This is a genomic window from Paracidovorax anthurii (assembly GCF_003269065.1).
Taxonomy (GTDB): Bacteria; Pseudomonadota; Gammaproteobacteria; order Burkholderiales; family Burkholderiaceae_C; genus Paracidovorax; species Paracidovorax anthurii.
The window spans coordinates 222365-235665 of record NZ_QLTA01000002.1 but is presented as its reverse complement, the minus strand read 5'-3'; the positions used below and the strand labels follow the sequence as shown (position 1 = coordinate 235665).

At 71.5% G+C, this 13301-nt stretch carries 6 protein-coding genes; 4 read left to right on the top strand and 2 right to left on the bottom strand.

What is annotated here, in order from left to right; all coding sequences use genetic code 11:
• Positions 1-435: 435 nt before the first annotated feature.
• Positions 436-3132 carry a DUF349 domain-containing protein gene (locus tag AX018_RS02150; protein WP_111875663.1) on the bottom strand — a complete coding sequence of 899 codons (2697 nt, stop codon included), beginning with the start codon at positions 3130-3132 and terminating at the stop codon, positions 436-438.
• A 221-nt stretch (positions 3133-3353) separates the two neighbouring features.
• Positions 3354-7163, bottom strand: a complete 3810-nt coding sequence (locus AX018_RS02145; RefSeq protein WP_111875662.1) for a DUF748 domain-containing protein — start codon at positions 7161-7163, stop codon at positions 3354-3356.
• A gap of 691 nt (positions 7164-7854) precedes the next feature.
• On the opposite strand from AX018_RS02145, the gene AX018_RS02140 reads away from it, so the two are divergent.
• The 4 genes from AX018_RS02140 (at position 7855) to AX018_RS02125 (ending at position 13300) form a co-directional block, all read left to right on the top strand.
• Complete coding sequence (locus AX018_RS02140) at positions 7855-8739, top strand: lytic transglycosylase domain-containing protein (protein WP_111875661.1); 885 nt, start codon at positions 7855-7857, stop codon at positions 8737-8739.
• 269 nt (positions 8740-9008) lie between these two features.
• Positions 9009-10253: a serine hydroxymethyltransferase gene (glyA, locus tag AX018_RS02135; protein ID WP_111875660.1), complete on the top strand. Its 1245-nt coding sequence runs from the start codon at positions 9009-9011 to the stop codon at positions 10251-10253.
• Positions 10254-10283: 30 nt separating this feature from the next.
• The gene (nrdR, locus tag AX018_RS02130) at positions 10284-10733 is read left to right on the top strand and encodes a transcriptional regulator NrdR (RefSeq protein WP_111875659.1); all 450 of its coding nucleotides are present in this window, start codon (positions 10284-10286) and stop codon (positions 10731-10733) included.
• Positions 10734-11050: 317 nt separating this feature from the next.
• Positions 11051-13300: a hypothetical protein gene (locus AX018_RS02125; RefSeq protein WP_111875658.1), complete on the top strand. Its 2250-nt coding sequence runs from the start codon at positions 11051-11053 to the stop codon at positions 13298-13300.
• Position 13301 lies beyond the last annotated feature (1 nt).

The window sequence follows — 13301 nt, the reverse complement described above, 5'->3', positions numbered from 1 at the left end:
TTCAGGTACTAGCGAGTAACATCGTGGAGGTTCGAGTCCTCTCCTGGGCACCAAACATTAAAAGCCGCTGCGCAATCAGCGGCTTTTTTATTGCCCGAAGCAGGCCCCATTCCAAAGGGCCGATTACCACCCTTCCCAAGCAAAAAAAGCACAAAGCCGCCCTCGAGGCCAATGCCAGTCAGTTAAGCCCTGACCGGCAGCCTTTGAGGCCGCTTGAAACAAAAAAGGAGCGCATTTCGCGCTCCTTCTTGCAGGGTTGGCTGGATCGCAAACGCTTAACTGACTGGCATTGGCCCTCGAGGCGGCTTTGTGCTTTTCTGGCGCCCGGTATCCAGGCACCAGGAAAATTCCAGCAGGCCCGATGCGCGTGGCGTGGAAGGATTTCCCACGCCACCCGGCGGCGGCGCCTGCCGGATCAACGGCCCCACCGACGGGCTACGTGCGCAGCAGCACCTTGAGGGCGTTCTGCAGGCGGCGCGCATTGCCGGCATCGCTGGCGCTGGAGAGCACGCGCGCAGCATCCTGGGCCCAGGTCTGCGCGGGCTGCGGATCGTTGCGGCGGGTGAGCAACTGCAACTGGAGCGCGCGGCGCGCCGGCAGTTGATCCGCCGGCGTCGGCACCTCGGCCGCCATCTCCAGCCGCAGCAGCGCCTCGGAGGCATCGCCCGCCACCGCACCGGAGAGCGCCTGGACCCAGTTGCCGCGCACGCCGGCGGACACCCGCGAGCCCAGCTCCTGCGCGGAGGGCAGTTGCGAGGGGTCGCGCTTTTCCCAGGCCGTCAGCAGTTGGGTAAGCGCCTCGCCATGGGCCTGCGCCGCCAGCTTGCGCAGCGCCAACTGGGCATGCTCCACCGCGTCGCGCTGGGCACGGAAGGCGGCATCGCCCAAGCGCGGGCCCCGCGCTTCCATGGCGCGGTCCCCTCCGCGGCCACCCCGGTCTCCGAAGCGATCGCCCCCCTCGCGTCCGCCACGCGGATCCCTGCGGTCCCGCTCGCCGGGACGGCCCGGGCGCGCTGGGGCCGCGGGCACGTCGCGCTTGGCGCCGGGGCGATCGTCCCCGCGCACGGCCACCACGGGGCGTGCCGGCTTGGGCGCGGGCGCCGGAGCGGCGGAAGCCTCGTCGCCTGCTACATTTTCAGGAGCAGACTGTGCAGTGTTTTCGGCGACTACCGATTGATTTCCTTCGGAAGGGGCGGCTGGGGCAGCGGCTTGCCCCCGCATGGCGGCTTCCAGTGCCGCGAGCGCTGCACGGATCTGCGGCACGTCACCCGAGGCATTGGCCTGCTCCAGCGCCTTGGACGCATCGAGCACGGTGCGATCGCGGGCGCTGACCTCCCCGGCCACCTTGTCACGGTCCGCCGACTTGCGCTGGAACGCTTCGTCGATGGGCTTGCGGAAGGCATCCCAGAGTTTCTGTTCATGCTTGCGGTCGAGCGGCACCACCTGGGCCTCGGCCTGCCAGCGCTGCTGGAGGCCCTTGACGGCATCCACGCGCAAGGAAGGCGCCGCGCCCAAAGCCACCGCCTCGTCGATCATGGCGTGGCGCCGGGCCAGGCTTTCCTTCTGGGCGGCATCCAGCGGCGCGGACGCTGCGGCCAGCGCCTGCTTCCACTGCGGCTGCAGTTCGGCGAACGTCTTCTCGTTCACATGACCGCCTTCGCGCCAGCGGTCGGCGAACTGGTGCAGCGCGCGGTTGATCTGTTTCCAGTCGGGCTTGCCCTGCGCCGCCTGGGCGGCCGCCCAGTCCTGCACCTCCTGGATCAGCGCGAGCCGCTGGGCCTTGTGCTCGGCCGCATCGGCGCGCACTTTCTCCAGCCAGGCCTCCACCACCTTGTGGGCGGCATTGCAGGCCTCGTCGAACTTCTTCCACAGCGCATGGTTGGCCGTGCCACCCTGGTCGGTCTGCTTCCACTGCTCGCGCAACTGGCGCAGGCTCTCCTGGATCTTGCGGCCGCCCAGGGCCTGGCCTTCCGGCCGGTTGAGCAGGGCCTCGGCACGGGCCACCAGGTCCTCGCGCACCTGGTCGGCGCTCCAGCGCTGCCAGCCCTGCAGCTCGCCCGCGGCCACGAGCGCGGTGTGGACTTCGTGCTCCAGCCCGGCGTCGATGTGCCGGCCGTGCTGCTTGAGCACCGTGCGCAGGGCCGCGGCGGCACCGGCCGTGGCCTTGCCATGGCCTTGCGCGGTTTCATTCAGGAGTTTTTCCAGGGCCGCACGCACGGCCTGCACGGCTTTCTCGCGCACGGCCGGATCGGTCTTGGGCCCCCGCGCGGTCGGAGCACCGGCAGCGGCCGGCGCCGCGCCGCCCGCGCCTTCGGCCAGCGGCTCGCCGCCGCGCGCGATGCGCAGCTCCTCGGCCCACACGGGCACGGGCGGCAAGGGGGCCTCGGGGCTCTCGGCCGCAGCGGCCGCCTGGGCGATGGCCGGCTGGAACGCGTTCCAGACCACGAGCAACTGGGTGCGCGATGCGTCGAGCTGGGGCGGGAAGCGGGCCTCGACGCTGGGCCATGCGGCGTCGCCGGCCAGTTCGTCGGCCTGCTGCTGCCAGCGGTCCACGTCGGTGCGCAGGGCATCGAGCGCCGCCAGCGCATCCCGCCAGGGCTTGGTGGACAGCACTTCGATGCGCTGGGCCAGCAGCACGGCGGCCTCGCGCTGGACCTGCACGCGGTGCTGCAGGTCTTCGATGACTTTCATGCGCTCGGTCAGGCGGCCCTTGAGCGACGCGAGCGGCTCGCGCGACAGCGGCGCGCCCGCCTTGGCGGCATCGCGCTGCCAGGCCAGGGCATCGGCGATATGGAACCTGGAGCCCTCCAGCAGCGCCGTGGCCTTGTCGGCCCATTCGGCGGCGATGGCTTCCTGGCCCTTGGCGCGCCGGATTTCGTCGAGGCGTTCGCGCACCGCGCGCGCGGCGCCCTTGTCGCGGCCGCTGAGCTCTTTGAACACTTCCTGCAACTGCTCGGGTGCGGGCTGCGTGGCCAGCCAGTCGCGGATGCGCGAGGCGCGTTCACCCGACGTGGCCGCCGAGAAGGCGCCGCCCGTCAGCGTGTCCAGCGGATGCGGCTCGGAGGCTTTGGCCGGGGCCGGGTTCACTTCGGGTGCGTCGGACATTTTGTTGCGAGAAGAAAAAGGAAACATGGTTCGGATCAGGAGGAGGCCGGTGCCGGCGGCACCAGCGCCGGCACACGGCGCCAGTGGCTCCGCGAAACGGCAAGGGCGCTATTTTGGCCCGGTTTTGGCAGCCCCCTCGAACGGGACGGACTCGCCGGCCGGGGAATCGGCCCCGGAGCCTGCATATGGGGCGGACTCGGCGCACTGCAACCGGGTCTTCGGCGGGCACTGTCAGCCCCTCGCCCCTGTCAGCGGGTGGACAGCACCAGCTCCGCCTGCACGGCCCCCTGGGCGGCGGACTCGTCCACGCGGGGCGCGCCCACGAACAGCCGCTCCATGGGCAGGCCGCGCTGGGCCAGATAGTCCCGCACCGCCACGGCGCGCGCCTGCGCCAGCTCGCGCATCGCATCGGCGGGCACGGGCATCTGCGACAGCAGCAGCGCCTCCATTTCCGGCACCGGCAGATCCTTGGCCAGCCCCAGAAGGTTGCGCGGCTTGGCGATGTCGGAGCGGCGGTAGAGATCCTTGAGCGCATCGGCATACGCCGGGGCGTCGGCGGCCTCCCCCGGGCGCGCCGCCACGGCAGCGCCATCGGCCGACGCGCGCGCGGGCTGGCGCCGCTGCTGCAGGGCGAGCACCTGCGACTTCAGCCGCTCGCGCTTCCACGCGTCGCGCTCGCCGTCGGCCAGGGCATGGCCCACCACCGTCAGCCGCAGGGCCGGCCGCTCCCCGAGCACCCGCGCGACCTTGTCGAGCCCCTCGCGCGCGGCGCCATCGAGCGCGCTGCTGCCCGGAGCGAACGCCACCGCCCCCTGCTCCGCCTCGCCCCCCGCGAAGGCATTCGCGAGCAGCGAGAACGGCGAGGTGATGGCCTTCAAAACCAGGCTCCCCAGCGCCCGCAGGATGACGGGGCCCAGCCGGAACTGCGGGTCGTTGAGGGAGCCGCTGATGGGCAGGTCCAGGTCGATCACGCCGTTGCGGTCGGCCAGCAGCGCCGCAGCGAGCCGCACCGGCAGGCTGGCGGGCGCGCCCTGCACCGGCTCGCCGAAGGCCAGCTGGTGCAGCACGAGCTTGTTGCCGGCCGTGAGCTGCCCGTCCGGCAGCACCCGGTAGTTCACGTCCATGCTGAGCTTGCCGCGCTCGATTCCGTGCCCCGCGTACTTGACGGCGTAGGGCGAGAGCGGCGGCAGCTCCAGATCGCGCACACGCCCCTGGATGTCCAGCGCCATGGGCCGGGCCAGCGGATTGAGCCGCCCCGTGATCTCCAGCGAGGCCGAGCCCTGGGCACGCCCCCGCAACTCCAGCTCGGCCATCTCCGGCGCAGCGCCGCCGGCCTGCGGCTCGGAGGAGAAAGCGCTGAGCCGGCCGGCCAGCTCGCTCAGGTCGGCGGAGTAATTGGGCTCGATGAAATAGTCGGTGAACCGCACCGCCCCCGCGGACACCGCCACGGGGCCGAAGCGCACGATGGGCGCGGGACGTGCCGGCGCCGCGGCGGCCTGCGCCGGTGCATCGCCAGCCGTGGCGCCCGTGGCAGCGGGCCGCGCCTGCGCGCGCACCAGCTCCTGCAGGTTCAGGCGGCCGCTCTTCTGGAGCACCACGCGCGCGAAGAAATCGCTCAGCGCGGTCTCGCGCACATCCACGCGGACCGGAAGGCCCGGCGCGGCAGCCACCTCCACGCCCTGCAGGGCGAGGCTGCGCCAGCGCAGCAGCTCCTCCCCGCGCGCGGCCCCGGCCGGCTCGGCGCGCTCCGGCTGCTCCGGGGCCACGGCGCGCACGCGCAGTTCGTCGAGTGCCGCGTTGCCGCGCACCGAGACCGTGGGCCCTCCGGGCGTGCCCGCATAGCGGACGTCACCCTCGAAGCCGCCTTCTGCGCGCACGATGTTCACGTTCAGCCAGGGGGCCACATAGGGCTCGAAGGCATGCAGCGGGACATGCTGCGCCTGCAGCTTTCCCTGCGCGGCCCACGGCGCCATCGACAGGGTGCCCTCGTAGGCGATGCGGCCCGGCTCGCGGCGGCCCGCGCCGACCTGCGCGGAAAGGCTCACCTGCGCGGGCACCGCCGGGCCCTCGGAGCGGCCCGATGGCGGAACCACCGGCCGCGCCTGCAGCCGCAACCCCGACAACTGCACTTCCACCGCAGAAGCCGGCAGGGCATCGCGGAATGCCAGGGCGCCCTCGTCCACCGCCACCTCCTCCAGGCGGACCGACCACGGCATCGCGGCCGCCCCGCCGCGTGCCACGCCATGTGCCGCGCCCTCCGCCGGCGCGGTGGGCTGCCAGTCCTCGAACATCCAGCGCCCCTGAGCGCTCCGCTCGACGCGCAGCCGGGGCCCGCTGGCGCTAGCGCGGCCGATCGCCACCGTGCGCTCGGGCAGGCGGACCCAGGCCTCCTCGAACTGGAGCCGCCGGGCCTCGGCCCACGCTCCGGCCACCCGGGCCTGGGGCAGCGCGGCGGCCGGTGCCCCGCAGGGCCCGGCGCCTGGGCACGACAGCGCAACGCCGTCGGCGGACAGGCGGGCCACTTTCGCGACCATGGCGCCCGCGTTCCAGGCGAAGCCGCCATCGGCGTCCACCATTCCCTGGATCTGCGGCGCCAGCGCCCCGGCCCAGTAAGGGCCGAAGGGCGACAGGGGCAGGCCGCGCACTGAGACCGCCACCTGCCCCCGGCCCGGCAACGCCTGCCCGGCGATGCGCAGCGACGCCGCATGCGGCGCCTTCGCCGCAACCGTGCCCGGCGCATCGGGTGCGGAAGGCGCGCCCTCCACGGGAGCCGCCACCCGTGCGTTCAATGCGAAGGGAATGGCACGCTGCCAGGGCCATGCCACAGACGATGCACGCACCAGCACGCCGTCCAGCGCCAGCGCGACTGGCTTCGCGGCGCCCTCGTCCCGCCAGCCGATCCGGCCGCCATCCACCGCCACATGATCGACCGCGACGCGCCAGGGCGGCGATACCGCGGCAGCCGGACCGCCGGACGCCGCAGGCTGCCCGGCCCCGGGCCACGCGATGCGGCCCTGCGCATCGCGCCGCAGATCCAGGCGCGGCGCCGTCCATTCGACCGAGGCCAGATGGGCGATGCGCTGGAAGGGCTGCACCGACGCGGCCCGCACCCGCAGCGACTGGAACGACACGGGCCCGCCCCCGGCCCGCGCATCCAGGCGAACATCCGACAGCCGGACGTCGCCGCTGACCGTGAGCACGGGCTCTGCGCCCTGGGTGAACGCGAAGTCCAGGCGGGCATCGAGGGTGCCCGCGCCGGGCAGCAGCGGCAGCGCCGCGGGCCAGTAGGCGCGCAGCGGGGCCAGGTCCAGGGCATCGATGCGCAGGCGCGCCTGGGTGTGGCGGTCCTGCGCAAATGGAGTGGCGCGCGCGCCGGAATCGAAGGCGCTGCCATTGAGCGAGAAGGCCAGCCGGGGAGTCACCGTCACCTGCCGGTCCGCCGGCAGGTTGCTCAGGAACGGAATGCCCAGCTCCAGGGCGCGCAGTTCGTGGGTCCGACCAGTCGTGCGGTCGGTGAAGTCCACGGCGCCATCGCGCAGCAGGAGGTTGTAGAGGGCGAAGCGCGCGCCACCACCGCCCGCACCGTCTTCCGCCGCGGGGCGCGCGGCCCAGCGCTCCAGCAGGTCATCGATGTCGTAGCGGTTGTCCACCTCGCGGGTCAGGCGCAGCCGGGGGGCATCGACCTCGGCGGCGTCCAGCACGGGCCCCCATCTCACCAGGGACTGCAGCTCCATGTCTATATAGATGCGGCGGATCTCCAGCAAGGGCGGTGCACCGGGCCGGGCCGATGCGACGGCGATGTCGTGCAGGGCCAGCTCCAGGGTCCAGGGCGTGAAATCCACGCGCCCGATGGTGACGGCCCGCCCCGACCGCTCCGAAGCCCAGCCCTCGATGCCGGCCCGCGCGAGCGGCGGCACGGCCAGCCATGCGACGGCCCAGAACGCCAGCAGCCCCGCTGCGCAGAACGCGACCCACCGGGTCCAGCCCCTGCGCAGGACCCTCGCGCGCCAGCGCGCCCCCACCGCCACGAACTTCATCCTGATTCCCTGAGCACCCATACCCGGATTCCAGCAGAACTGGCTGCGGCGCAAAAGTAACAAAATGCAAAAAGAAAGCCCGGTAGGACCTGTCGGTCGGCTACCGGGCTTGACGGCTGACACAAAGGTCCTTAGCCATCTTTTTTGCTGCATGGAGGGTGAAGGTCCATGGAGCAGGAGGCAAGGTATTGCCTCCAGGGGTTTGCCTTGAAAGTTTCATCCTGCCCTGCCACGGCACTGCATGCCGTCGGCCGGTGGTTTAGCTTCGTCCGGCGATGCCTGATCGCTGTCAGGCACCTCCAATTTATCGGATCCAGCGGAACCGTCCAAATGAGATTGCCAATCATCCCGGAGCCCCCGATTGCCCCACTCTTGCGGGCCCGTTTCAGCCGTAACGGCCGGGCGTTTTCACCAGCGCCAGACCCCTCGGGAGCTGTGTTTGCATCCATTGATTCAAGAAGAAAATGATCTAACGATCAATTTCTTTAGTATTGACCTTGCATTTAGAGCCCCCCTAGAATCCGCCAGCTTCGAAAACCGAGGCTTTGACCACGATCTCCATCGCTGCCGAATCCGGCGAAGTCCGCTCCCGTTTCCCGCATGCCGCGGGTATCCCAGGCGCGCTTGATGGCGTACCAATCCAGGCGAGACGCCTGGCACGGCGGTCCCCCACGGGCTGCCGCAACAGGCCTCGACTCAGAAAGGAAGAGCTATGACAGCGTCAGGAAAGGTGATTGGCGGCGTGCGCACGTTTGCGTCCGACGTGATCGACGGTTTCCTCGAAATCACCCACAGCAGCTTTGCCCTGGTCGGACTGACCGTGGCCTTCGGCGCGATCACGCTCACGGCCCGGCCCGACCTGCGCCAGGCCGGCGAGGAACAGCTCATGGGCTGGCTGCAGGCCCGGCAGGTGGCGCTGATGGGCGTGCCCACGGAGCCGGAGGCCAGCGAGCGCGCCACGGCCACCAATCCCAAGGACCTGCCCAAGGAGCAGGCCGCCGTCGCGTTCTGGCTCAGCAAGAAATACCGCGTGGCCCCCGAGCCCCTGGCCGCGCTCGTCGCCGAGGCCTATGAGATCGGCAGCCGCACCAAGCTCGATCCCACGCTGATCCTGGCGATCATGGCGGTGGAATCCAGCTTCAACCCGTTCGCGCAGAGCGCCGTCGGCGCCCAGGGCCTGATGCAGGTGATGACGCGCGTGCACACCGACAAGTACGAGAACTTCGGCGGCCACTTCGCCGCCTTCGACCCCGTGAGCAACCTGCGCGTGGGCGTGCGGGTGCTGCAGGAATGCATCGCCCGTGCCGGCTCCGTCGAGGGCGGCCTGCGCTTCTACGTGGGCGCCGCGAACCTGCCGGACGACGGCGGCTACGCCACCAAGGTCATGGCGGAGCACATGCGCCTGCGGCAGGTGGCCAGCGGCCGCTCGGTGCCGATCTTCACGCCGCCCGTGCCCGGCGCGCCCATCGCGCCGCCGATGCTGTCCACGCAGGCCCCCGCGCAGACGGTGCCGGCCAAGGCCTCGGGCACCACCGCGGAGGCCGTCCCGACCGCAACGGCCGAAGACAAGGTGGCCCTGCTGTCGCCGGACCTCTGACCGGCGCCCACCAGCGCCATCCCTTGTTCACGGGGTTTACGCCGCCCGCACGGGCCGCCGTCCGCTACACTCGCGGGGTACGCGACTGGCGATAGGCGCGGCGCCCCCGGAACCCCGGGCCGCCGCCGCTGACGTGGAAACCGGCAGGAACTTCTTCCTGTGAACCACTGGGGAGCGTGCCGCGCGGGCTGCAAGGCCCGCTGTGATCCGCCGTTCGCCTGGGCAGCCCTTGTTTTCCAAGGGATACCAATTCACAGGACTGCCACGCCATGTACCAACGCAACAACCTCGTCGAGCAAACCGATCCCGAAGTGTGGGCCGCCATCCAGGCCGAGAACCTGCGCCAGGAGCAGCACATCGAGCTGATCGCCAGCGAGAACTACGCCTCCCCCGCCGTGATGGCGGCGCAGGGCTCGCAGCTCACCAACAAGTACGCCGAGGGCTATCCCGGCAAGCGCTACTACGGCGGCTGCGAACACGTGGACGTGGTCGAGCAGCTGGCCATCGACCGCGTGAAGAAGCTCTTCGGCGCCGATGCCGCCAACGTGCAGCCCAACTCGGGCTCGCAGGCCAACCAGGCCGTGCTGCTCGCCTTCCTCAAGCCCGGCGACACCATCCTCGGCATGAGCCTCGCCGAAGGCGGCCACCTGACGCACGGCATGCCCCTCAACATGAGCGGCAAGTGGTTCAACATCGTCTCGTACGGCCTCAACGAGAAGGAAGAGATCGACTACGACGCGCTGGAAGCCAAGGCCCGCGAGCACAAGCCCAAGCTCATCATCGCCGGCGCCTCGGCCTACAGCCTGCGCATCGATTTCGAGCGCTTCGCGAAGATCGCCAAGGAAATCGGCGCGATCTTCTGGGTGGACATCGCCCACTATGCCGGCCTCGTGGTCGCGGGCGTCTACCCCAACCCCGTGCCGCATGCCGACGTGGTGACCTCCACCACGCACAAGAGCCTGCGCGGCCCGCGCGGCGGCATCATCCTCATGAAGGCCGAGCACGAGAAGGCGATCAACTCCGCCATCTTCCCCGGCCTGCAGGGCGGCCCGCTGGAGCACGTGATCGCGGCCAAGGCCGTGGCCTTCAAGGAAGCGCTCACGCCCGAGTTCAAGGCCTACCAGGAGCAGGTCGCCAAGAACGCCAAGGTGTTCGCCGAGACGCTGGCCGCCCGCGGCCTGCGCATCGTGAGCGGCCGCACCGAGAGCCACGTGATGCTGGTGGACCTGCGCGCCAAGGGCATCACCGGCAAGGAGGCCGAGGCCGCGCTGGGCCAGGCCCACATCACCATCAACAAGAACGCGATCCCCAACGACCCCGAGAAGCCGATGGTGACCAGCGGCATCCGCGTGGGCACGCCCGCCATCACCACGCGCGGCTTCAAGGAAGAAGAGACGCGCATCACGGCCAACCTCGTGGCCGACGTGCTCGACAACCCGCGCGACGAGGCCAACCTGGCCGCCGTGCGCGAGAAGGTGCACGCGCTCACGAGCCGTTTCCCGGTCTACCGCTGATCCGGGCGCCCCGCCCCGCCCGCCGCCCCGATGAAGTGCCCGTTCTGCAGCCATCCCGAGACCCAGGTGGTCGAGACGCGCGTGGCCGAGGACGGGGATTTCGTGCGGCGGCGGCGCCAGTGCGGGGCCTGCGACAAGCGCTTCACGACCTATGAGCGCCCGGAGGTCAACTTCCCCGCCGTGGTGAAGAAGGACGGCCGGCGCATCGAATACGACCGCAGCAAGCTCATCGGCTCGTTCAGCATCGCGCTGCGCAAGCGGCCGGTGAGCACCACGCAGATCGACAGCGCCATCGAGCGCATCGAGGAAAAGCTCCTCAACCTGGGCCAGCGCGAGGTGCTGTCCAGCCGCATCGGCGAGCTGGTGATGCGCGAGCTGAAGAAGCTCGACAAGGTGGCCTACATCCGCTTCGCGAGCGTCTACCGCAGCTTCGAAGACATCGACGAGTTCCGCGCGCTCGTGGATGAGGTGCGCAAGTAGCCGCACGGTCCGACCGGCGCGGCCTTGCGCCGAGTTGCTACTAATTCGATAGCATAAAGCCCATATAAGACGGCGACCCCCGGCCGTTTCGCTACCGCAGGCACCGATCCCGCAGGAGCGACCGCCCCAGGCCCCCGCGCGTCGGGCATGGTCCTACGCGCCGCGGAAGCCACGCCCGGCACAATCGCCGGACGCACTGCCTTGGCCCGGCGGCCGGCGGCCAGCGGCCTCTCCCCCGGCCCGGCACGGCCCGCCACCCCGGCACACGCCGCGCTGCCACGGCCGCTTCCCTTGCCATGCCTTCCGCCCGCCGATCCATGCCGCCTTCCGCAACGCCCTCCTCCCACCCTCCCCACACCTGGCAATTCTTCCGCGCCGGCGGCGTGGACCAGGTCACCATCCGCACCGGCGCCGACATCGCCCATCTGGCCGAGCTGGACCAGAAGCTCTGGGTGGCGCTGGCCTGCCCCACGCGCGGTGTCGAATTCGATCCGCGCACGCTGGACCTGATCGACACCGATGGCGATGGCCGCATCCGCCCGCCCGAGCTGCTGGCGGCCTGCCAGTGGGCCTGCGCGCAATTGCGCGACCCGGACGAGCTGGCACGGCCCGGCGACACGCTGGCGATCGCGGCGCTGGACGACGCCGCCGAAAGCGGCGCGGCGCTGGCCGCGCAGGCGCGCCGCATCCTGGCACTGGCGGGCCGCGAGGGGGCCGGCACGCTGTCGCTGGCCGACGTGCTGGAGCGCAGCGAGCAGCTGAACGCGCAGCGGTTCAACGGCGACGGCGTGGTGGCGCCCGAGACCGCCGAGGGCGATGCCGAGGCCCGCGAGGCGCTGGAGCGCATCCTGGCCACCCAGGGCGGCGTGCCGGCCGTGGCCGGCCAGCCGGCGGGCGTGGACCGCCAGGCGGCCGAGGCCTTCTTCACCGAGGTGGATGCGCTCCAGGCCTGGGCGGACGGCGTGCAGGCGCAGCCGGAGCACCTGCCGCTGGGCGATCGCACCCTGCCGGCCGCGCAGGCGGTCCAGGCCGTGCGCCACAAGGTGGACGATTTCTTCACGCGCGCGCGGCTGGCCGCCTACGACCCGCGCATGCGCGCGGCGATGCACCCCTCGGACGAGGATTGCGCGGCGCTCGCCCGCCAGGAGCTGTCGGCGTCGTCGGAGGCCGTCGCCGCGCTGCCCCTGGCCCCGCCCACGCCGGAGGGGGCGCTGCCGCTCGCGCGCGGCGTCAATCCCGCCTGGAGCGCGGCCGTGCAGGCGCTGCGCGAGAAAGCGCTCAAGCCGCTGCTGGGCTCGGACGCCAGCACGCTCTCCGAGAAGGACTGGCAGCGCGTGCTGTCGGCGCTGCAGCCCTGCCTGCAGCAGCTCTCGGCCCGCCCTGCGACGCGCCTGGGCGCGCTGGACGCGCAGGCCGTGCGCCAGTTGCACGGCGGCGGGGTGCGCGAGCGGGTGATGGCGCTGATCGCGCAGGACGAGGCCGAGAAGGCGCACAACGACCACACGCTGGCGCTGGAGAAGCTGCTGCGCCTCAAGCGCGACCTGCTGCGGCTGCTGAACAACTTCGTCTCGTTCTCGGCCTTCTACCAGCGGGAAGGCGCGATCTTCCAGGCCGGCACGCTCTACCTCGACGCGCGCAGTTGCGACCTGACCGTGCCGGTAGCGGACGCCGGCCGGCACGCCAAGCTCGCGGGGCTGGCCAAGACCTATCTCGCCTACTGCGACTGCACGCGCCCGGGCCGCAAGACGGGCATCGTGGCGGCCTTCACGGCGGGCGACGTGGATTTCCTTTTCGTGGGGCGCAACGGCGTGTTCTACGACCGGGACGGCCTCGACTGGGACGCGACCATCACCCGGATCATCGAGAACCCCACGAGCATCGCGCAGGCCTTCTTCTCGCCCTACAAGAAGTTCCTGCGCATGGTCGAGGAGCAGGTGGCCAAGCGCGCCGCGGCGGGCGATGCGCGCGTGGAGAAGTCGCTGGGCGCCACGGCCGGCGGCCTGGCGAACGCGCCCGGCAAGACCCTGGCGGATGCCGCCGCCCCCGCTGCCGACGGGCAGCGCCGCATGGACGTGGGCACCGTGGCCGCGATCGGCGTGGCGCTGGGCAGCCTGAGTGCCGTGGCGGTGGGCATCTTCGCCAAGTTCGTGGACCTGGGCGCCTGGATTCCGATCGCCCTGCTGGGCATCGTGCTGGCCATCTCCGGGCCGAGCATGCTGATCGCCTGGCTCAAGCTGCGCCAGCGCAGCCTGGGGCCGATCCTGGATGCGAGCGGCTGGGCCATCAACGGGCGCATGCGCATCAACACGCGCCTGGGCGGATCGCTGTCGCAGACGGCCCGCGTACCGGCGGGCGCGCGGCGCATGCCGGGCGACCCCTTCCCGGAATCGCGCCAGCCCGCCTGGGCCGCGGCCCTGGTGGTGGTGGCGCTGGTGCTGTTCGGCGCGCTGGCCTGGCGCCTGGACTGGTTCCACCGGCCGGCGGCTCCGTCGGCGGCCGTGCCAGCCCCGGCGGCATCGCCCATGCCGGCCGCCAGCGGGCCGGCGGCTGCCGCCCCCGCACCCTGAC